The organism is Phreatobacter sp. (assembly GCF_022843985.1).
In the GTDB taxonomy this organism is placed as follows: Bacteria; Pseudomonadota; Alphaproteobacteria; order Rhizobiales; family Phreatobacteraceae; genus Phreatobacter.
Genome location: NZ_JALHMP010000010.1, coordinates 110,324 through 129,038, shown reverse-complemented (window position 1 = coordinate 129,038; position 18,715 = coordinate 110,324). Strand labels below are relative to the sequence as shown.

Annotated in this window: 21 protein-coding genes and 1 tRNA gene; 8 read left to right on the top strand and 14 right to left on the bottom strand. The window is 69.0% G+C overall.

Annotated elements, in window-relative coordinates; all coding sequences use genetic code 11:
* Nucleotides 1–29: 29 nt before the first annotated feature.
* The gene (locus Q0C57_RS09400; protein ID WP_296575400.1) at nt 30–995 is read right to left on the bottom strand and encodes a radical SAM protein; all 966 of its coding nucleotides are present in this window, start codon (nt 993–995) and stop codon (nt 30–32) included.
* A gap of 294 nt (nt 996–1,289) precedes the next feature.
* Here Q0C57_RS09400 and Q0C57_RS09395 point away from each other — a divergent pair, with 294 nt between their 5' ends.
* A complete protein-coding gene (locus tag Q0C57_RS09395; RefSeq protein WP_296575398.1) occupies nt 1,290–1,994 on the top strand; it encodes a DUF2064 domain-containing protein in 705 nt (234 codons plus the stop codon).
* On the top strand, nt 1,987–3,114 hold the full coding sequence (locus Q0C57_RS09390; RefSeq protein WP_296575395.1) for an FAD-dependent oxidoreductase: 1,128 nt from the start codon (nt 1,987–1,989) through the stop codon (nt 3,112–3,114). The genes Q0C57_RS09395 and Q0C57_RS09390 overlap by 8 nt, the downstream gene beginning before the upstream one ends.
* A 13-nt stretch (nt 3,115–3,127) precedes the next feature.
* On the opposite strand, the gene Q0C57_RS09385 is transcribed toward Q0C57_RS09390, so the two are convergent.
* Both Q0C57_RS09385 and Q0C57_RS09380 read right to left on the bottom strand, forming a co-directional pair.
* On the bottom strand, nt 3,128–3,541 hold the full coding sequence (locus Q0C57_RS09385; protein WP_296575392.1) for a hypothetical protein: 414 nt from the start codon (nt 3,539–3,541) through the stop codon (nt 3,128–3,130).
* Nucleotides 3,538–5,118: a GMC family oxidoreductase gene (locus Q0C57_RS09380; protein ID WP_296575389.1), complete on the bottom strand. Its 1,581-nt coding sequence runs from the start codon at nt 5,116–5,118 to the stop codon at nt 3,538–3,540. Before Q0C57_RS09380 ends, Q0C57_RS09385 begins: the two co-directional genes overlap by 4 nt.
* Nucleotides 5,119–5,399: 281 nt before the next feature.
* Here Q0C57_RS09380 and Q0C57_RS09375 point away from each other — a divergent pair, with 281 nt between their 5' ends.
* Nucleotides 5,400–6,872, top strand: coding sequence for an amidase (locus tag Q0C57_RS09375; protein ID WP_296575386.1), 1,473 nt, complete (start codon nt 5,400–5,402; stop codon nt 6,870–6,872).
* A gap of 63 nt (nt 6,873–6,935) precedes the next feature.
* Nucleotides 6,936–7,151, top strand: coding sequence for a hypothetical protein (locus Q0C57_RS09370; RefSeq protein WP_296575383.1), 216 nt, complete (start codon nt 6,936–6,938; stop codon nt 7,149–7,151).
* Between the two features lie 127 nt (nt 7,152–7,278).
* Here Q0C57_RS09370 and Q0C57_RS09365 read toward each other — a convergent pair whose 3' ends face one another.
* The gene (locus Q0C57_RS09365) at nt 7,279–7,638 is read right to left on the bottom strand and encodes a hypothetical protein (protein ID WP_296575380.1); all 360 of its coding nucleotides are present in this window, start codon (nt 7,636–7,638) and stop codon (nt 7,279–7,281) included.
* 175 nt (nt 7,639–7,813) lie between these two features.
* On the opposite strand from Q0C57_RS09365, the gene Q0C57_RS09360 reads away from it, so the two are divergent.
* Both Q0C57_RS09360 and Q0C57_RS09355 read left to right on the top strand, forming a co-directional pair.
* Entirely contained in the window at nt 7,814–8,320 is a 507-nt protein-coding gene (locus tag Q0C57_RS09360) for a ferritin-like domain-containing protein (RefSeq protein WP_296575377.1), read from the top strand.
* 149 nt (nt 8,321–8,469) lie between these two features.
* Entirely contained in the window at nt 8,470–8,961 is a 492-nt protein-coding gene (locus Q0C57_RS09355; RefSeq protein WP_296575375.1) for a pyridoxamine 5'-phosphate oxidase family protein, read from the top strand.
* A 54-nt stretch (nt 8,962–9,015) separates the two neighbouring features.
* Here the strand turns inward: Q0C57_RS09355 and Q0C57_RS09350 are convergent, their stop codons facing one another.
* From Q0C57_RS09350 to Q0C57_RS09315, 8 genes are all read right to left on the bottom strand, one after another.
* Nucleotides 9,016–9,237, bottom strand: coding sequence for a hypothetical protein (locus Q0C57_RS09350; protein WP_296575373.1), 222 nt, complete (start codon nt 9,235–9,237; stop codon nt 9,016–9,018).
* Nucleotides 9,238–9,493: 256 nt separating this feature from the next.
* Nucleotides 9,494–9,569 (bottom strand) — tRNA-Thr (locus Q0C57_RS09345).
* 53 nt (nt 9,570–9,622) lie between these two features.
* Nucleotides 9,623–10,471 carry a hypothetical protein gene (locus tag Q0C57_RS09340; protein ID WP_296575368.1) on the bottom strand — a complete coding sequence of 283 codons (849 nt, stop codon included), beginning with the start codon at nt 10,469–10,471 and terminating at the stop codon, nt 9,623–9,625.
* A gap of 24 nt (nt 10,472–10,495) precedes the next feature.
* Complete coding sequence (locus tag Q0C57_RS09335) at nt 10,496–11,407, bottom strand: allantoinase PuuE (RefSeq protein ID WP_296575365.1); 912 nt, start codon at nt 11,405–11,407, stop codon at nt 10,496–10,498.
* Nucleotides 11,408–11,425: 18 nt separating this feature from the next.
* Entirely contained in the window at nt 11,426–12,247 is an 822-nt protein-coding gene (locus Q0C57_RS09330; RefSeq protein WP_296575363.1) for an ABC transporter permease, read from the bottom strand.
* Nucleotides 12,248–12,255: 8 nt separating this feature from the next.
* Nucleotides 12,256–13,116, bottom strand: coding sequence for an ABC transporter permease (locus tag Q0C57_RS09325; RefSeq protein ID WP_296575361.1), 861 nt, complete (start codon nt 13,114–13,116; stop codon nt 12,256–12,258).
* A 12-nt stretch (nt 13,117–13,128) separates the two neighbouring features.
* On the bottom strand, nt 13,129–14,157 hold the full coding sequence (locus Q0C57_RS09320) for an extracellular solute-binding protein (RefSeq protein ID WP_296575358.1): 1,029 nt from the start codon (nt 14,155–14,157) through the stop codon (nt 13,129–13,131).
* 32 nt (nt 14,158–14,189) lie between these two features.
* Complete coding sequence (locus Q0C57_RS09315; protein WP_296575355.1) at nt 14,190–15,299, bottom strand: ABC transporter ATP-binding protein; 1,110 nt, start codon at nt 15,297–15,299, stop codon at nt 14,190–14,192.
* A gap of 361 nt (nt 15,300–15,660) precedes the next feature.
* Here Q0C57_RS09315 and Q0C57_RS09310 point away from each other — a divergent pair, with 361 nt between their 5' ends.
* Both Q0C57_RS09310 and Q0C57_RS09305 read left to right on the top strand, forming a co-directional pair.
* Nucleotides 15,661–16,626: a polysaccharide deacetylase family protein gene (locus tag Q0C57_RS09310; protein ID WP_296575352.1), complete on the top strand. Its 966-nt coding sequence runs from the start codon at nt 15,661–15,663 to the stop codon at nt 16,624–16,626.
* Nucleotides 16,626–17,285 (top strand): aspartate/glutamate racemase family protein, encoded by a 660-nt coding sequence (locus Q0C57_RS09305; RefSeq protein ID WP_296575350.1) that lies wholly within the window; start codon nt 16,626–16,628, stop codon nt 17,283–17,285. Before Q0C57_RS09310 ends, Q0C57_RS09305 begins: the two co-directional genes overlap by 1 nt.
* Here Q0C57_RS09305 and Q0C57_RS09300 read toward each other — a convergent pair.
* Together Q0C57_RS09300 and Q0C57_RS09295 are read right to left on the bottom strand one after the other, a co-directional pair.
* The gene (locus tag Q0C57_RS09300) at nt 17,275–17,733 is read right to left on the bottom strand and encodes a response regulator (protein ID WP_296575347.1); all 459 of its coding nucleotides are present in this window, start codon (nt 17,731–17,733) and stop codon (nt 17,275–17,277) included. The two genes, Q0C57_RS09305 and Q0C57_RS09300, sit on opposite strands and share 11 nt — an antisense overlap.
* 138 nt (nt 17,734–17,871) lie before the next feature.
* On the bottom strand, nt 17,872–18,669 hold the full coding sequence (locus Q0C57_RS09295) for a response regulator (RefSeq protein WP_296575344.1): 798 nt from the start codon (nt 18,667–18,669) through the stop codon (nt 17,872–17,874).
* Nucleotides 18,670–18,715 lie beyond the last annotated feature (46 nt).

Genomic DNA, 18,715 nt, shown 5'->3' with positions numbered 1-18,715 from the left:
CGCCGCAGCGGCGGGGGCGCCCGCCCGGCTCACGCCGGGGCCGCGGCACCGCAGGCGGCGCCGCCCAGCACGCAGAAAGTCGCGCAGGAGCGATGGGCCAGCGGCACGGCCACCGCCGCCTCGGCGAGGGTGCGGCCGAGTTCGAAGCGCGAATCATAGGCAATGAGCGTGCAGGCGAGCACTGCCGGCGCCTCCGCCCCCTTGCGCCGCACGACAATGCGCGAGGTGGCGCACATGACGTCGTCCGGGCTCTTGTGGAGGATGGTCCAGCAGGCCTCGGTGATCTCCGGCGGATCGGCCTCGGTTCCCATCTCGGGAAAGATCACCAGGGCGACCGGGTCGTCGCAGGCGATGGCGACGCCTTCGTCCGCGAGCATCCGGGCGTAGCCGTCGCGCGAGCCGGCCTCGGCATCGGCGGCGAGGCGGCGCCCCGCGAGTTCGACGCGGAAGCCCTCGCGGGTGAGGAAGCGCAGTCCCTCCATGGCCTTGCGGAAGGCGTCGGGGCCGCGCTCGGCGTCGTGCACCGCGGCACGGTAATCGTCGAGCGAGACGCGGAGGCGCAGCCTGGCGCCATAGGTGTCGCGCAGCCGCAGCAGGTCAGCCTTGTGCCGCATCATCGGCCGCATGGCATTGGTGAGGATCAGGGTCTCATAGCCGGCCGCCAGCACCGCCTCGAGGATCGCGATGATCTCGCGGTTCATGAAGGGCTCGCCGCCGGTGAGTCCGATGAGGCTTACCGGCAGGTCGTCGCGGCGGATCTCGTCGAGATAGCCCTGCACATCGGCCAGCGTCAGATAGACCAGCGCGTCGTTCTTCGGCGAACTCTCGATGTAGCAGTTGCGGCAGGTGATGTTGCAGAGCGTCCCGGTGTTGAACCAGAGTGTCTCCAGCCGCTTCAGCGCGACCGCCGCGCGGCGCTCACCCTTGGCGGTAATGGCCGGATGTTCGAACTTGCCGATGTTCCGGCCTGTAGGCTCTCGCAGTGACTGCTCCAACGGGGTCCACTCCTCCTCGGGGTCTCCTCGGCCATTCGGAGCCCGGGCGCCATTCGTTACGCCGGGGGCACGCCTTGGTGTCACGAGGACGGGGCTTGTATCAAGCTGGAGGCGGCGTGGCAGACATACGTTCATGGGAGAGGCGAAACAAAAGCGCCAGTTGTCGCGAAGGCACCATGTCGCAGGCCGGCGGGTTCAGCCAGCGATGGCGACCCGTCGGCCTGGTGGCCTGCAGCCCGCGACCCGACGCATGGACGCATGGACGAATGGACGAATGGACGAATGGACGATGACATGACGGATGCGACGATCGGCATCGGCCTCATGGCCAAGCCGCCCCGGCCGGGGATCGCCAAGACGCGCCTTGCCACTGGCATCGGCGACGGGCCGGCCGCCGCGCTGGCCGGTGCCTTTCTCAGGGACAGCGCGGGCGCCGTGGCCGCAGCCGCCGGGCAGACCGCCCTCGCCGCTTCCATCTTCTTCCGGCCCGCCGACGCGGCGGCCGAACTTGCGGCGGTCATCGGCCAGGACTGGCCGCTGGTGCCCTGCGATCGCGGCGAACTCGGCGCCACCATGTGGTCGGCTCTGACCCAGCTTCTGGCGCGGCATCCGGCCGGGGCGATGGTGATGGGCGCCGACCTGCCGCTGCTGGCGCCGGAGGTGCTGGTGGCGGCGGCGGACATCCTGCGCCATGGCGGCCCGCGGGACATGGTGATCATGCCGAGCCCCGACGGTGGCTATGGCCTCATCGGCGTCACATCGGCGGCGGCGGCGCCGCTCTTCGCACCGATGGCCTGGAGCACGGCGGGCGTGCTGGCGGAAACGCTGCGGCGGGCGACGGCAGAGGGGCTCTGCGTCCACCGCCTGCCCGAACAGAACGACATCGACGATGCCGCCGATCTCGCCTGGCTGCGCAGCGCCCTCGCGGCGGCGCCGGAGGCGGCGCCCGCGACAAGGGCCGCGCTCGCCCGCCTTGAAGGGGATCGCGCGCATGGCTGATCACCATATCGTCCTTGTCGGCGGCGGCCATACCCATGTCCAGGTGCTGCGTGATTTCGGCGACCGGCCGGAGCCGGGGGCCCGCCTGACGCTCGTGACCGACCGTGTGATGACGCCCTATTCCGGCATGCTGCCCGGCCATGTCGCGGGCGCCTATTCCCGGGCCGAGATGCATATCGACCTTGAAGGGCTGGCCCGGCGCTGTGGCGTGGCCCTGTGTCGCGGCAGCGCCGTCGGCATCGACCGCACCCGCCGCGAGCTGCTGCTCGCCGATGGCGGACGCCTCGCCTATGACACGCTCTCCCTCAATCTCGGCATCACGCCCGACCTCTCCGGCATCGCCGGTGCCGACCGCTTCGCTATCGCGGTCAAGCCGATCAGCGGGCTGCTGGACCAGTTGGACAGGCTTTTTGCCGGCGAAGCCGTCCCGCGGCGCATCCTGATGGTCGGCGGTGGCCCGGCAGGCGTCGAGATGGCGCTGGCGCTGCGCACGCGGTTCCAGGCGCTGGCGCCGCAGGCGGCGCAGCCATGGATCGCCATCGCCGCCGGCGATGCGGTGACGCCGTCGCTCAATCCGGGCATGCAGCAGCGCGTGCGCGCCGCCCTCGCCCGGCGCGACGTGACGCTTCTCGCCCCCTGCCGTATCGCCGAGATCAATGCCGAGGGGGCCTTGGACACGACCGGGCAACGCATCCCCGCCGATGCCGTGATCGTCTCGACGGCCGCGCGGGCGCCCACCTGGCTCGCCACGACGGGATTGCGCCAGGCGGCCGACGGGTCGGTGCTGACCGCCGACACCCTCGCCACGACGACCGACGGGGCGATCTTCGCCGTCGGCGACTGTGCCGCGATCGAAGGCGACCGGCGCGAGAAGGCCGGCGTCTTCGCGGTCCGCCAGGGCCCGCCGCTGATCGCCAATCTGCGGCGCCGCGTCCGCGCCGAACCGCTGGTGTCCTATCGCGCCCAGCGCGACTACCTCGCCATTCTCGCCACCGGCGACGGCAGCGCCATTGCCGGACGCGGCCGCTGGCTCGCGGTCGAGGGGCGCTGGGTGTGGCGCTGGAAGGACTGGCTCGACCGTAGCTTCATGGCGAGGTTCGCGGCAGGTCCGCCGCGCTGAACGCCGGCCGCCGTCAGGCCCGCCAGATCTGCCGGCGCGCCCGTACCTTCCCCAGAAGGCGCGCCGCCTCGGCCTCGTCCGTCGGCGCTTCCACGGCGAAGCCCTCGGGCTGGGGCGCGCGCGCCACCCAGCCATAGGCCTCCACCACCGAGGCGCTGGCGTGATAGAGCGCCGAGACCGCCAGAACGAGCGCCTGGAAGGCCGCCGGATCGCTGTGGCCGACAGCCTCGAGCAGATCGGCGCGCCGGCCGGGATCGGCGGCGAGGAAGGCGGCCTCGCCTCCCGCCGCCGCTTCGATCGCCGTCAGCACAGGGCCGTGGCGCGCCAGGACGGCGGAGGCGTCGAGGCCGGCCCGGCTGGCGGGCGGGATCGTGCCGAGGCCGGGAAAGAGCGTGTCGAGGACGGCGTCGTCGAAGGTCGCGCTCATGCTGCGGCCCTCGCGAGATCGTCGGCGACCTTGGTCGCGACCGCACCGATGGTGGAGCCGGGATTGACCGCCGCCGAGGTGGTGAACAGGCTGCCGTCGGCGACGAGGAGGCCGCTGACACCATGGACGCGGCCGCTGCCGTCGGTGACCGAAGTCGCGGGATCGGTGCCCATCCGGGCGGTGCCGAGCAGGTGCCAGCCGGTGAAGGGGGCCAGCGGCACCCGCACGGTCTCGACGGCGCCGGCAGCGCGCAGCATGTCCTCGGCGCGGTCGAGCCCGAAATCGAGGGCGCGGCGCGAATGGTCGGAGAGGCGGTAGACGACCTTGACGCCGGGCAGACCGTCGGCGGCGGTCTCGCCGGTCAGGGCGACATGGTTCTCGGACTCGGGCAGGTCCTCGTTGACGACGAGGATGGCCATGGACCTTCGGAACTCGCGCAGCAGGGCGGCATGGGCCTCCTCGCCCCAGGGCCGCGCCAGGCGGGCCGCCTGAACCGCCAGGGGGTTCTCCCGGGTGGCCTGGAGATGGACGCCGCGGACGAAGCCGCGGGAGCGGTCGGTCTCGTAGAATTCATGGCTGTAGATCGAGCAGCCGGTCGGTCCGACGGGACCGTCGAGGTCCTCGGCGAAGAAGCCGCGGACATAGCCGGCGCCGTGATACATCAGGTTGCGCCCGAGAGCCGGCGCTGTCACGCCGGAAGCGAGCAGCAGGCGCGCCGTGCCGACACCATTGCCAGCCACCACCACCGTCCCGGCCGGCTGGAAGACGTCGCCCTCGGCCGTGCGGTAGGTGACGCCGGTGACCCGCCCCGCGGCGATCTCGACCTGCAGCACGACGGCGCCGGTGCGCATCTCGACGCCGCGGGCGATGGCCTCGGGCCAGTGGGTCATGTCGGTCGAGGCCTTGGCGCCGGTGACGCAGCCCTGCTGGCAGGGGCCGCAATGGTTGCAGGCCGGACGGCCGTGATGGACGCGGCTGTTGATCGCCGAATCGACCGGCCACCAGTGCCAGCCGAGGCGGTCGAAGCCGCGGGCCGCGGTCATGCCGAGCTTGCCGAGGGCGATGGGCGGCATGGGGCGTTCGGGCTTGGGCGGATAGGCCGGGTCGCCGGCAAGGCCGGCAATGCCGAAGCGGGCGTCGTTGAGGTCGTAGAAGGGTTCGAGATCGGCATAGCTGAAGGGCCAGTCGTCGCCGACACCGTCGAGGGTCCGGGTGCGGAAATCCGAGGGGTGAAAGCGCGGAAAATGGGCCGCCCAGTTGATGGTGGAGCCGCCGACGCCGCTCCACATCAGCGGCTTGAAGTCGGACTCACTGTCGTCGACGGCGTAGTCCGCCGAGGGTGCGATCCCCCCGGCCGCCAGTCGGACATTGGGTGAGGTCGCATAGGGGCCCAGAACGTCGCGCTGGAAATCGGGCCGCAAGGCCGGCAGCGCGGCGCGATCGACCCAGCCGCCGCGCTCCAGCACGACGATGGACCATGACGGCGCCGCTTCGGCGAGGTGCCGGGTGAAGGCCGCGGCACCGAGGCCGGCTCCGACCACGACGACATCGACAGGCGCGAGACGCTTCACGGACACGATGTTCCTCCCGGACAGGCCGCCATCCTTCGGTGTCGCAGCCGGCAAGGCAAGGGGGCCTTCCGCAGGGGGAGCGCCCGACGGATGGCAAGGGCGATGCAGCATCCGCCCTCTTTCTCCGTCCAAAGGCCCGTCCAGTCTGGGGGACCGGCGGGAGGACTGGCCGGAGCGGCGCGGTCCCCGCAAATGCATCGCGGCCATGCGGAAGGCGCGGTGGTCCCGGCGAGCGGGAGCGTCGATTCAGGGTTCCTGCGCCGAACCTCAACCAAGGGTAGACCGACATGACACTGGCGATGAGCTGGAGCGAATGGGCCAGCCACGACGCGACCGCGCTCGCCGCAAGCGTGCGGAAGGGGGACGTCACCGCGGCCGAGCTCGCCGCCCAGACCAGCGCTGCGGTCGCCGGCCTGAACCCGACCCTCGATGCGGTGGTGGAGATCTTCGACGACGTCGTCGCCGATCCGCTGAAGGACGGCATGGACCCGGACGGCCTCTTCGCCGGCGTGCCCTATCTGATGAAGGATCTCGGCCCGACGCTGAAAGGGCGACGGCAGGAGATGGGCTCGCTGCTGATGCAGGGGAATGTCGCGGCCGCCGACAGCCACCTCACGGGGAAGATTCGCAACGCCGGCCTCAACATCATCGGCCGCTCGACGACGCCGGAATTCGGCGTCTGCAGTTCGGCCGAGAACACGCTCTGCGTCACCCGCAATCCGTGGAACACCGCCTACACGACCTGCGGCTCCTCCGCCGGATCGGCCGCCATGGTCGCCGCCGGGGCGACGCCGATTTCGCATGGCACCGACGGCGGCGGCTCGATCCGCATTCCCGCGGGGGTCAATGGTCTCATAGGCCTGAAGCCCTCGCGCGGCGTCTTCTCGATCGCGCCGGGCGGATCGGATCTCGCCAGCGTCGTGTCCTCGCAGGGCTGCCTCTCCCGTTCGGTGCGCGACACGGCGGCTTTCGTCGACCATTGCCGCGGCGGCGCGCCCGGCGAGTTCATGCCCTACTGGAGCGCCGACGAGCCCTATGGCGAGCTGATCCGCCGCGATCCCGGAAAGCTGCGCATCGCCATGTCGCATGAATGGGGACCGTACCGGGCAAGCCCGGAGATCGTCGCCGAGCTCGAACGGGCAGGCCGCTTCCTCGAAGACCTCGGCCACCATGTCGACTGGGCCGTGCCGTCCATCGACCTGGCCGCCGCCTATGCGGCCCAGACGACCTGCTACATCACCAATTTCGCCCAGACCATCGCGCTTCTGCTCGAACCGCGGGGCCTGACACGGCCGCCGGAGGACAAGGTGGAACCGATGAATGTGCGCCTCTGGGCCGCCGGCATCGACGCCACCTATTCGGAGCGCACGCGGATGCAGCTCGCCTTCAACACCGCCTCGCGCGGCTTCGGCGCCTTCTTCGAGAGCTGGGACATCATCCTCACGCCGACCATGGCAAAGCCGACGCCGCTCATCGGCACGCGCGACTATCTGACGGTGAGCGACAATCCCTCGGTCCATGACTGGTTCGCCCAATTGTGGGCGATCTTCGCCTATACGCCGCTGTCCAACCTGTGCGGCATCCCCGGCCTGTCCCTGCCGTTCGGCCGCCTGCCGAACGGCCTTCCCATGGGCATCCAGTTGCAGACGCGGCAGGCCGGCGACGGCCTGCTTCTCCAGTTGGCAGCGCAGGTGGAGCGGGCGCTCGGCGGCCAGTGGAACGGCGGGGCGGTGCCCGCCCATCACGTCACGGCGCTCTAGGGGATCGGGAACGCTTGCCGGCCGCCATGCGTTGCCTCCTCAGTGCAACACGAGGAGGCCCTGATGGCTGACGGCAAGACGATGAACCCCGGCGCGAGCGTGGCCGATTTCGCCAGCGCGGCGCAGACCCAGCTCAAGGCCGCGGGCGTGGATACCGACGTCATGGCGAGCCGCGCCGGCGACCTGCAGAAGATGCTGCGTGACGAGATCACGTCGCGGCCCTTCCAGGCGCTCGCCGTGGCGGCTTTCGTCGGATTTCTCTACGGCATGCGCCGCTGATCGACATCGCTCTCTTCCCGCGAAAGGGCGGTCCTCCGGGACCGCCCTCTCGTCAGGCAGGTGGTGTGACGACGCGAGAAAGCCGCCGGGTGGGCCCGGCGGCTTTTGGGATGCGTGGCCCGATCGATCAGCTCTGGCGCTTGACGTGCGGCGCGGCGACCGGCTGGCTCGGCTGTGCGAGCCAGTAGCCGAGCGCGACCGCTGCCCCCACGATCACCAGCGGCACAAGGACGGAAGGATGGCGGCCGACGTGCCGCAGCGCCTGCTGGCCAGCGACGGCGGCGGCCTGCGGGTTGATCCCCATGCGGTCAAGGCCGCGGGCGGCGGAGCGGATATGGTCCGGCGCCGATTCCATGGCCGCCTGGACATGGCTCCCCTCGCGGCCAATGCGCGTCGCGAGGGAGGACAGCTGTTCCATCGCCTCGTCGGCGAAGCGCTGGGTGGGCGAACGGGTGTCGAAGAACGAGAACATGCGGAAAGCCTCCATGGGTCATCCCATCAACCTGCGGAGATCGACGCGGTTCCGCCCTTTCGGTGCGGCGCCGCCCTTGGAACGTCGGGCCGGGCTTCACGTTGCGAAGTTACGGCATTCCGCCGCGACACGATCCGGCGGCCCAGAATCGCGGACCGCCATTCACGCCATTTGAAGAGGCACGATCATCATGGCCAAGGACAAGACACTCGACGACCTGTTCCTCGATACGCTCAAGGACATCTATTTCGCCGAACGCAAGATCCTGAAGACCTTGCCGAAAATGCAGCGCGCAGCCCAGTCGGACACGCTGAAGGGCGCCTTCGGCAAGCACCGCGAGGAGACCGAGGTTCAGGTCGAGCGGCTGCTGGAGGTCTTCGAGATGCTCGGCAAGCCGGCGCGCGGCAAGACCTGCGACGCCATTGAGGGCATCGTCGCCGAGGGCGAGGAGATCATGGAGGAATTCAAGGGCACGCCAGCCCTCGACGCGGGACTGATCTCGTCGGCCCAGGCGGTCGAGCATTACGAGATCACCCGCTATGGCACGCTCAAGCGCTGGGCCGAGGAACTCGGCCTGAAGGATGCGGCCGCCCTGTTCGCCAAGACGCTGGCGGAGGAGACCCGGACCGATGCCGACCTGACGAAGCTGGCCGATGCCGGCGCGAACGCGCGGGCCAAGGCGAAGACCGCCGCCTGAACCCTGGACCGGGCCGCTTCGGCGGCCCGGTCACTGGCGCGGCACGGCCCATCGCGCATTGCCCCTTGCACGCATGCATCCGCCGCGCGGGAACCTTGCGCATCGCCAGTGCTTCACCCTGACCCCATGGCACCGAACAGGAGTTTGCGATGTCAGACACGGATGCCACCCCGCAGGACGTCTTCGACCTCGTCGAAGCCGTGCGGATCGGAATGCTCGTCACCTCCCGCGAAGGCTCGCCGCAGCTGCGCGCCCGGCCAATGGCCAGCCACGTCCTCGCAGAGGAGGGGGTCATCTACTTCCTGACCGATGTGGCGGGGCGCAAGGACGACGAGGTCTTCAAGAACCCCCATGTCTGTCTGTCCTATGCTGACCCGACGAGCGAGCGCTATGCCTCGATCTCCGGCATGGCGACCGTTTCGAACGATCGCGCCAAGATCAGGCAGCTCTGGTCGTTCTTCGCAAAGGCGTGGTGGGATGGCCCCGATGATCCGACGATCCGCCTGGTCCGGGTCGTCCCCGGCGACGCGGAGATGTGGACAGGTCCGGGCCGCCTCGTGACGGCGGTCACGATGGCGGCGGCGGTGGCAACCGGATCCCGCCCCGATCTCGGCGACAACGCCAAAGTGAAGATGGGCTGATCCACATGACAGAGGCCGCGACGGTGTCGCGGCCTCGCCCGGTGAGCGGGATCGTCAGGGCAGGCTGGGCATGGGGATGGGCGGGCCGCGCCCGTCGCCTTCCCTATCCCCCGGGAGAATGGCGTCCGGCTCATCGGCCGGGCGCGGCTGCGGGAGGATCACATCGTGATCGATCTGGACATGGCGCTGGGGCAGGCGGACCGGACCCCCGTCCACGGCCGGCGTTCCGGGGCCCGGCCTGTTGTCGGGGTTGGTGTCGGGCAGGTCGGTGGGCATCAGAGCCTCCAAGGTTCGTGGTGGCTGGAATCACGCAAAGGGATCCATGATGCATCTGACGGCAGCGCGGAGTGCCCTTCGCATCTCGGCCCGGCTGCAAGCCCGGCCTCAAAAGGAAACGAACGGGCGCCGAAGCCGTTCCCTCCGCCGCGCAAGGGATTGCCATGGCCGGCCGTCGCCCCGCACCAGGAGCCTATCGGTACGGCCAAGGATGCGGGAGGGTCGCTGTCGGGCAGGATGGACGGGTCGGGACCAATGGTGCCGCCTATAGGATTCGAACCTACGACCCCCTCATTACGAATGAGGTGCTCTACCAGCTGAGCTAAGGCGGCAATCGGCCTGGCTTTTAGCCCCGGGTGGGGCGTTTGGCAACAGGCAAGGCGCGTCAGCGGAGCAGTTTCAGCCGGGTGATGCGGCTGGGATTGCCCTCGGCGAGCAGAATGTCGCCGGAGGGCGTGCCGTAGAGGCCGTGGGCGCCGTTGAGCATGGGCCGGCAGCGGCCGATGCGGGTGCCATCGGGCGCGATCTTGGTCAGGCTCGGCACCATGTCGGTGACATAGGCGCAGCCCTCCGCATCGCCCCAGATGCCGACGGGCTGGTAGAAGTCATGCCAGGTGTCGAGGTGCTGCCCCGCTCCGTCGAAGACCTGCACGCGGTTCCAGGGGCGGTCGATGACGACGACCCGGCCGTCGGCGAAGGTCCAGAGCGAATGCGGCCAGACGAACTGGCCGTCCTGCGACCCCTGCCCACCCCAGCTCTGCACATGCTGGCCGTTGGGCGCGAAGCGGTGGACGAGCGCCGCGCCATAGCCGTCAGCGACATAGATGTCGCCCCAGGGCGCCACCGAGACATCGGTGGGATGGTTGAAGGGGGCGAAGGGCCGGCCGCGGGTCCCGAGCTGGCCGACCCGCTCGCCCGCCGTGGTGAACCAGATGACCTCGTGCATGTCGCGGTCGACGGCGATGAGGTGGCCCGAGGGCGTCGCCGTCAGCATGTGCGAATCGGCGATGGCCTCGCCGCCCCAGCCGGCGATGTAGCGGCCTTCCGGATCGAGCTCGATGACGCGCGGATCGGCGGGATGGACGAGGGGGTCATGGCGCAGCATGACGAAGACATGGCCGCGCCCGTCCACCGTCACGTCGGTGACGAAGCCGGTATTGGCCGGCCACGCGCCGAAGGGTCGCTCGACGCGGTAATGCCGGTCGCCGAGCGCGACGATGAGCTCATGGGGCATGACGTTTCCTCTGGGGCGCGGACCTCACCCCTGGAAGGGATGGGTCTTCGCCCAATGCTGCGCGATGTCGAGGCGTCTTGTCACCCAGACACCCTCGTGGGACTGCACATAATCGAGGAAGCGGGCAAGGCCGGCCGCCCGCGCCGGGTGGCCGATGAGGCGCATGTGCAGGCCGACCGACATCATCTTCGGGCTCGTGCGACCCTCGGCATAGAGCATGTCGAAGGCATCCTTGTGCCACTCGAAATAGTCGCCGGAGGTGGCGAAGAAACCGGTGCCGAACTTGCCGTCATTGTTGACGAGGGAATAGGGCACGACGAGGTGCGGCTTGCCGTCGACCTGCGTCCAGTAGGGCAGTTCGTCGTCATAGGCGTCGGAATCATAGAGGAACCCGCCCTCCTCGACGACCAGCCTGCGGGTGTTCACGCTGGGCCCGTAACGGCAGTACCAGCCGAGGGGGCGGTCGCCGACGGTGGCCTTCAGGGAGGCAACGGCCTTGCGGATGTGCTCGCGCTCCTCGGCCTCGTCGAGCTCGTAATGCTTGATCCAGCGCCAGCCGTGGCAGCAGACGTCGAAGCCGGACTCCCGGATGGCGGCGGCGGCCTCCGGGTTGCGCTCGATGGCCAGCGCGCAGCCGAAGACGGTCATGGGCAGACCGCGTTCCTGGAACAGACGCATCAACCGCCAGAAGCCGACCCGGCTGCCGTAGGCGAACATGCCCTCGCCGGCGAGGTCGCGGCCCTTCACCGGCATGTTGAGGCTGCTCGATTCGGTCAGCGCCGTCTCGGTATAGCCCTCGCCGTCCTGGACGGAGGGCTCGGAGCCCTCCTCGTAGTTCATGACGAAATTGATGGCGATGCGTGCACCGCCCGGCCATTGCGGGTCCGGCGGGTTGGCGCCGTAGCCGATCAGGTCGCGGTCATAGGGCACGGTCATGGCGGGGCTCCGGGGAGATCAGGCGCTCACGCGGCGGGTGAGACCGGTGAACCGGTCCATGACCACCATGAGAACGAGGATGGCGACGATGAGGACGCCGGCGATGGCGGCGATGCGGACATCGAGGGTGGATTCCATCATGCCCCACATGCGGATGGGCAGCATGGAGGTGCGCGCCGTCGACAGGAAGAGCGAGACCGGCACATTGTCCATGGAGGCGATGAAGGCAAGGAAAGCGCCGGCCGCGATACCGGGCGTGATCAGCGGCAGGGTGATGCGGCGGAAGGAATAGAAGCGGCTGGCGCCGAGATTGGCGGAGGCTTCCAGCAGGGCCGGGTCAAGCTGGGTGAGGCTCGCCAGCGTGGTGCGGAAGACGAAGGGGGCGATGACGACCAGATGGCCGGCGATCAGCAGGTTCAGCGAGGGGCGGATGCCGAGCACGGAGAAGAACATCAGCGCGGCGAGGCCGTAGGACAGGGTCGGCAGCACCAGCGGCGACAGGAAGCTCGCCTCCAGCGCGCGCGCCGAGGGGCGGCTGACGCGGGTGATGGCGAGGGCGGCGAGGACCGAGAGGACCGAACCGATCACGGTCGCCCAGCCGGCGACCCAGAGGCTGTTGAGCGCGGCGGTGTGGATGGGCGCCGAGCGGACGGGGTCGAACAGCTCGCCGTACCAGCGCAGCGACAGGCCCGGCGGAGGGAACCTCAGGGCCTGGGTCGTGGTGAAGGACGTGGCGATGACGATGAGGACGGGCGCCACCAGGATGAGGATGGCGATGCCGGCAATGAGCCCGACGGTCAGGTTGAAGGAGATATCGGCGGGGGTGGAGCGCTGCGACATAGGGGCCTTCAGGTCGTCCTGGCGAAGCGGCCGAGCCAGCTCAGCGCCATGATGCCCGAGAGCACCGTGAAGAGAAGGGTGAGGGACGCGACCGCCGCGAAGGGCCAGTTATAGACCACCATGGACTGCTGCCAGATCAGCGCCGGCAGATAGACGAGGCGCGCCCCGCCGATCACCGATTGCGAGATGAAGGCAGTGGTGGCGGAGGCGAAGACGAGGGTGGCGCCGGCGATCCAGCCCGGCAGGGTGAGCGGCAGGATGACCCGGAAGAAGGTGCGCCACTTGGAGGCGCCGAGCGCCCGGGAGGCGTCGATGAGATTCTGGTCCAGCTGGTTCATGATGGCCAGCAGCGGCAGCAGCATCAGCGGCATCTCGATCTGCGTCAGGGCGAGGACCAGGCCGAGCTCCGTCTGCAGGAGATTCAACGGCGTCGCGGTGAGACCCAGCCCCATCAGGGTCTGGTTGATGACGCCCTCGCGGGCCAGGATGACGATCCAGGCGAAGGTGCGGATGACCACCGAGGTCAGCAGCGGCATCAGGATGATGAAGATCAGCACCCGCTGCATCCGCGGCGACGAGGCCCGGAACACCAGCGCCAGCGGATAGGCGAGAATGGTGGTGGCGACGACAGCGAAGACACCGAGCTTCAGGGTGTCGAAGATGACCTTGAGATAGAAGGCGTCCGTGTAGAACTTGACCCAGCTGTCGAACCCCAGGCGTGTCTGCTCGGCATCAGCGTAGAAGCTGATACCGAGCAGGATGAGGAACGGCGCCGCGAAGAACACCACATAGGTGAGGCCGAGCGGCGCTGCGAGGCGCCACTCGACGGCATCACGGACGGGCGCGGCACCCGGTGCGGCTGCGGACATGGGATGCGCGCCTTACTTCGTGATCTCCTTGTTGAACCGCTCGATCCAGGCAGCGCGCTGCGGGTTGATCTTGGTCCAGTCGTGGGTGACCATCTTCGCCAGATCGTCGATCGACTTGACGTCGAGGGTGTCGGCGAAGCGCACGTCCTTGTTGATCGGGATCATGTTGTAGGGGCTGCGCTGCAGCAGGTCCTGCACCTCGGCCGAGATCGCCGTGTCGATGTACTTGTGGGCGTTGGCGATGTTCTCGGCGCCCTTCACGATATGCAGCGTCGTCTGGAAAGTGATGGCGCCGGAGGCCGGCGTCGCGAAGGCGATGTCGACGCCGCGGCCCTTCAGGATCGCGACCGTGTTGGTGTTGGTGTACATGACGTCGATCTGGCCTTGCTGGAACAGCCCGGGCATGGCCGCCGGCGCAGCGACGGCGGCCACCTTGGACACGGCCTTCTTCAGCTCCGTGAAGATCGGCTCCATGTTTGCCTCGGAACCACCGAAGGCCTTGCACATCTCGATCAACGACACGGTGCCGAAAGTGGTCTGGAAACCGGTGAGGCCGAGGCGCTCGACGAAGGGCGACTGGAACAGGTCGGTCCAGGACTTGGGCGCGGTCGGGAACTTCTTCGGATTATAGGCGATGCCGACCACCTGGGCATTGCAGGTGACGCCATGGGAGGTGATCAGGCCGGCCGGCACCTTTGGCACATTGGACAGCTTGGTGGCATCGATGGGCTCGAAGAGACCCGCGGCACGGGCGGCGGCGGCCGGGCCGGGATCAAGCACGAAGCAGTCGAAGGGCGGCACGCCACGGGCGGCGCGGACCTTGGCGACCTGGTCGACGGCGAAGAGGGCATCGAAGGCGATGTCGACATTGGCATTCCGCTTCAGCGCCGGGGCGACGACAGCGCGATAGGCCTCCTCCCAGGTGCCGGGATAGATGGCGGCGGTGACACTTCCCGAGGCACGGGCGGCGCCGGGCATCAGGCCGGCGAGGCCGAGCACGCTGGCGCCGGCCAGAATGTCGCGACGGTTGAGCTTGGTCATGCAGGAACTCCTCGTGAACTGCCGGTCAGGGCTCAGGACGATGTTGCGGGAAAGAGGGAGGGACGGGCATGCGGGGCCAGGGCCGCGAAAGCGGTACCCGGCCCGGTCGAGAGCGCGCCAGGCCGACGCGGCACGGCAATCTTGATGTCCTCGCCGCCGGCGGCGGTGGCGTCGTGGATGAGCGCGCCGCCGATTGGCAGGCTGAGCTTGAGAGCGACCGGGAGGCGGTCCGGCGCTGCCTCGTCGGCGAGCACCATCTGTTCGGGACGGACGGAGACGAGCACCGCGGCGCCGGTTTCGAAGCGGCCCTTGGAGGCGAGCGTCCAGACGGCTCCCGAATCCAGCTCGACCCGGTAGCCGTCGGGGCCGACGGCCACGACGCGGCCCTTCAGGAGGTTGCTCGAGCCGATGAAATTATTGACGAAGAGCGTCGCCGGCTCATCGTAGATCTCGACCGGCGAACCCAACTGTTCGATCTTGCCGTGGCTCATCACCGCGATGCGGTCGGCGATGGACATGGCCTCGTCCTGGTCATGCGTCACCATGATGGCGGTGAGGGCAAACTGGCGCTGCAGTCGCTTGATCTCGATCTGCATGTCGAGACGCAGGTTCTTGTCGAGGGCGGCGAAGGGCTCGTCGAGGAGCAGGATGCGCGGGCGGATGGCGAGTGCCCGGGCGAGCGCCACACGCTGCTGCTGTCCGCCGGACAATTGCCGCGGTTTGCGGTCGGCAAAGCCCTCCATCCGCACGGTCGCCAGCATTTCGGCGACGCGCTCAGCCTGGACCGCGCGGCTCTCACCGCGGGCGGCGAGGCCGTAGGCGATGTTTTCCGCCACGGTCATGTGGGGAAAGAGCGCGTAATTCTGGAAGACGATACCGATCTCGCGGCGGTTGGGCGGCAGCACGTCGATCGGGCGGTCGCCGATGATCACCTTGCCGTTGGTCTGGGAAATGAAGCCGGCAACGATGCGCAGGAGCGTGGTCTTGCCGCAGCCGGAGGGGCCCAGCAGGGCGACGAGTTCACCGCCCTTCACTTCGAGCGTGACATTGTCGACGGCAAAACCCGTCCCGTAGCTGTGGGTCACGCCGTCCAGCGTCAGGGGCTGCGCGGCCTGGGCCGTCGCGGTGTGCTGGGAAGCCATCGGGGGGCGGATCTCCGAACCTGGTCGCGGAGGAGCCAGCAACGCCTATGCCAAGTGCGACCTCTCTGGCGCGGAGCCCGGCCGGTGGCGCTTGCCGGCCCTTCCCGAGGGCATGGGATGCGCAATATGCATGCAAGGCGGGGGCGGCACGGCCGGACTGCGACAGTTCGCGGCACGCTCCCGGGATGCAATTCATCAGAAACGAGCTGGTAAATGCTGCATTTTTCATCGCTCCTATGCCCTCAATTTCATCTTGCCTATTTTGTGATCCGGTAATTTGGGGCTTCGGCCCGGCGGCACATGTCTTGCTGCCAAAGGATCGGGCAGGCAGCGGCGCCGGACCCTACCCTGGAGGATTGCCATGATATCGACCGTCGGCCGCGGCACCGCCACCGGCGCTGGCCTTGCCTCCGACCAGGGCGGGAGCGGTCGCGACCTCACCGGCTATGGCGGGCAGTGGCCCGACCTGCGCTGGCCCAACGGGGCGCGCCTGGCCGTCTCGCTCAACATCAACATCGAGGAAGGCGCCGAGTGGCAGGTCGGCGACGGCGATCCGGCGAGCGAGCGCATGGGCGAGGTCATCAGCGTGGTGGAACCGGGCACCCGCGACCCTGGCCAGGAGCAGATCTTCGCCTATGGCACGCGGGCGGGGTTCTGGCGCATGCTGGAGGCCCTGGAGACCCGCGGGATGCAGGCGACCTATCTGTGTTGCGGACGGGCGGTGGCGCGCTCGCCCGCGCTTCTGACGGCGGCGCTCGCCCGCGGCCATGAGGGCGCCGTCCACGGCTGGCTGTGGCGCCCGCATGCCGATTACCGCGACCGCGCGGCCGAAGCCGCCGATCTCGACCGCTGCATCGGCGCGATGACGGCGGCGGGCGGCGACCGCCCCGTCGGCTTCTTCTGCCGCGGCGCCGAAAGCCCCTGGACGCGCGGCCTCCTGATCGAACGCGGATTTCTCTACACCTCGAACGCCTTCGACGACGACCTGCCCTATTGGGACCTGTCCGGGGCCCAACCGCTGGTCGTGGTGCCCTATGCGCTCGATTCGAACGACATGAAGTTCTTCCATCCCAACGGCTTCGTGCGCGCCGGCGACATGGTCGACTATGTCGACGACGCGCTGGAGGTTCTGCTGGCGGAGGCGGCGCGAGGCCAGCCGCGCCTTCTCAATATCGGCTATCACCTGCGGATCGTCGGCCGCCCCGGGCGGTTCGCCGCCTTCTCCCGGGTTCTCGACCGCCTCGCCGGTCTCGGCGACCGGGTCTGGATCGCGCCGCGCGCGGCGATCGCGCAGGCCTTCGCCACAGCCGTCCCGGCGGGTTTGTGATGCGCCTTCTGCTGATCAATCCCAATACCAGCCAGGCGACCACGGCGGCGATGGTCGGCATCGCGCGCGAAAGCCAGCCGGCGGTCGAGATCGACGGGCTGTCGGCGCCCTTTGGCGTTCCCCTGATCACCGGGCCGACGGATCTGGAGATCGGCCGGCAGGCGGTCAACGCCTTGATCGCCGGCCGGCCGCCCTTCGGCTATCAGGGCATCATCATCGCCGCCTTTGGCGACCCTGCCCTGTCGGACCTGCGCCAGTCGGTTGCGGTGCCGGTGACCGGGATCGCCGAGGCCGGGATGGCCGAGGCGGCGCGCCATGGCCGTTTCGCGGTGGTGACAACGACGCCCGACCTCGTCGCGGCGATCGCCGACCGTGCCGAGGCCTATGGGCATGGCGATATCTTTCTCGGCACCGTCCTGACCGAGGGCGACGTGCATCAGGTGATGGGCGACCGGCAGGGCCTCGCCGATGCCCTCCGCGAGGCCTGCGAAAGGGCCGTGCGGGACCTCGGGGCACAGGCGCTGGTGATCGGTGGCGGCCCGCTCGCCGTCGCGGCCCGGGCGATCGCCGACAGCCTCACGGTGCCGATCATCGAACCGGTTCCGGCCGCGGTGAGGCTGTCCATGCGACGGGCCGAGCGGTCAGGCCCTACCGGATAGCCGGCTTAGGACATTCGGGACCGTGCGGCTGAGGACGATCAGCCGCGGCGAGCCCGCCTGCCGGATCCGCAGCGCCGGTTCCCGGCCCATGGCGGGATGTCAGCGCCGCCGCGACAAACCCCAGAATGTCGCGCGCCTGGAACGGCTTGCGCACGAACCGCGCGCCGCGCAGCGCCTCGGGAAGATCGGCCGGCAGGGAGCCGGAGACGAAGGCGAAGGGCGTGCCGCGGGCGCGCAGCGTCAGCGCCACGTCAAAGGTCTTCCCACCGACAACATCGACGTCCAGCAGCGCGCAATGGATGAGGTCGGCGGCAACCGACCAGGCGTCGGCCAGGCTGCCGACGACAATGACATCGGGCGGAGGCCCCAGGTCCTCAAGGACGGCGGCCTCGATATCCATGGCGATGACCGGGTCGTCTTCGACGATCAGTATGCGATGCCTGTGCATTCCTCAGACCCAACTCCCGGAGGCGACCCGCGAGAAAAGCGCGGCGACGCGCGGACCCTCCCATGAATCGTCACAACCCCCTGGCACGAGAATGGTTCCCTTGCGGCATGGGTCGTCCGGTTGGTCCTGTCCTCGCCCTCAGGCGACCTTGCGCTCCGAACGGCGGTCGAAAAACAGGGCCTGGCTGATCGCCGCCTTCACCGCCTCGGGCTGGAAGGGTTTGGTGATCAGGAAGGCCGGCTCCGGCCGGTCTCCGGTCAGCAGCCGTTCCGGATAGGCGGTGATGAAGATGACCGGCAGGTCGATGGTTTCGAGGATCTCGGCGACAGCCTCCAGGCCGGACGAGCCGTCCGCGAGCTGGATATCGGCGAGGACGAGACCCGGGCGCTTGTGCCGGACCAGCGCCACGGCTTCCTTGTGGGTGCGGGCAATGCCCGTCACCGCGTGGCCGAGTTCCTGGACCAGTGTCTCGATGTCGAGGGCGATGATCGGCTCGTCCTCGATGATGAGGACGTCTGTGGCGACCTGCTCGGCGATCTCGCGGCCGGCCTGTTCCACCAGCGCTGCCGCCGCCTCCGTATCGATGTCGAGAACCGCCGCCACGTCCTGGATGGCGAAACCTTCGACGGTCCGCAGCAGGAAGGCCTGGCGCGGCCGCGGCGTCAGTGCTTCGAGGTTGCGCTCGACCGCGCCCTGGCGCGCCCCGCCGCCCTGGGGCGCGGCCATGTTCACCGGCATCGATGACCACAGCTTGAGGAAGGTGCGATAGAGCGCGATGCGCGCGGGCATGTCGCGGGGAAAGGTCGAGGGGTCGGCGACGAGGGTCTCAAGGGTGGCGACGACGTAGGAATCACCGCCAGCCTGCGTGCCGTTCAGGGCCCGCGCGAAGCGGCGCAGATAAGGAAGATGCGGTGCAATTTCCGCAGCGATTGTCATTTTTCACTCCTGTCAAATATACCTCAAACCAGCGCTGAAGCCTTTG

Bases quoted from the DNA above. Each gene is read 5' to 3' on its own strand.
- Q0C57_RS09340 (WP_296575368.1), bottom strand. From the start codon at position 10,471: ATGCCCCATGAGCTCATCGTCGCGCTCGGCGACCGGCATTACCGCGTC.
- Q0C57_RS09370 (WP_296575383.1), top strand. From the start codon at position 6,936: ATGGCTGACGGCAAGACGATGAACCCCGGCGCGAGCGTGGCCGATTTC.
- Q0C57_RS09300 (WP_296575347.1), bottom strand. From the start codon at position 17,733: ATGCACAGGCATCGCATACTGATCGTCGAAGACGACCCGGTCATCGCC.
- Q0C57_RS09330 (WP_296575363.1), bottom strand. From the start codon at position 12,247: ATGTCGCAGCGCTCCACCCCCGCCGATATCTCCTTCAACCTGACCGTC.
- Q0C57_RS09350 (WP_296575373.1), bottom strand. From the start codon at position 9,237: ATGCCCACCGACCTGCCCGACACCAACCCCGACAACAGGCCGGGCCCC.
- Q0C57_RS09295 (WP_296575344.1), bottom strand. From the start codon at position 18,669: ATGACAATCGCTGCGGAAATTGCACCGCATCTTCCTTATCTGCGCCGC.
- Q0C57_RS09305 (WP_296575350.1), top strand. From the start codon at position 16,626: ATGCGCCTTCTGCTGATCAATCCCAATACCAGCCAGGCGACCACGGCG.
- Q0C57_RS09360 (WP_296575377.1), top strand. From the start codon at position 7,814: ATGGCCAAGGACAAGACACTCGACGACCTGTTCCTCGATACGCTCAAG.
- Q0C57_RS09355 (WP_296575375.1), top strand. From the start codon at position 8,470: ATGTCAGACACGGATGCCACCCCGCAGGACGTCTTCGACCTCGTCGAA.
- Q0C57_RS09365 (WP_296575380.1), bottom strand. From the start codon at position 7,638: ATGGAGGCTTTCCGCATGTTCTCGTTCTTCGACACCCGTTCGCCCACC.
- Q0C57_RS09335 (WP_296575365.1), bottom strand. From the start codon at position 11,407: ATGACCGTGCCCTATGACCGCGACCTGATCGGCTACGGCGCCAACCCG.
- Q0C57_RS09320 (WP_296575358.1), bottom strand. From the start codon at position 14,157: ATGACCAAGCTCAACCGTCGCGACATTCTGGCCGGCGCCAGCGTGCTC.
- Q0C57_RS09395 (WP_296575398.1), top strand. From the start codon at position 1,290: ATGACGGATGCGACGATCGGCATCGGCCTCATGGCCAAGCCGCCCCGG.
- Q0C57_RS09375 (WP_296575386.1), top strand. From the start codon at position 5,400: ATGACACTGGCGATGAGCTGGAGCGAATGGGCCAGCCACGACGCGACC.
- Q0C57_RS09325 (WP_296575361.1), bottom strand. From the start codon at position 13,116: ATGTCCGCAGCCGCACCGGGTGCCGCGCCCGTCCGTGATGCCGTCGAG.
- Q0C57_RS09310 (WP_296575352.1), top strand. From the start codon at position 15,661: ATGATATCGACCGTCGGCCGCGGCACCGCCACCGGCGCTGGCCTTGCC.
- Q0C57_RS09315 (WP_296575355.1), bottom strand. From the start codon at position 15,299: ATGGCTTCCCAGCACACCGCGACGGCCCAGGCCGCGCAGCCCCTGACG.
- Q0C57_RS09385 (WP_296575392.1), bottom strand. From the start codon at position 3,541: ATGAGCGCGACCTTCGACGACGCCGTCCTCGACACGCTCTTTCCCGGC.
- Q0C57_RS09390 (WP_296575395.1), top strand. From the start codon at position 1,987: ATGGCTGATCACCATATCGTCCTTGTCGGCGGCGGCCATACCCATGTC.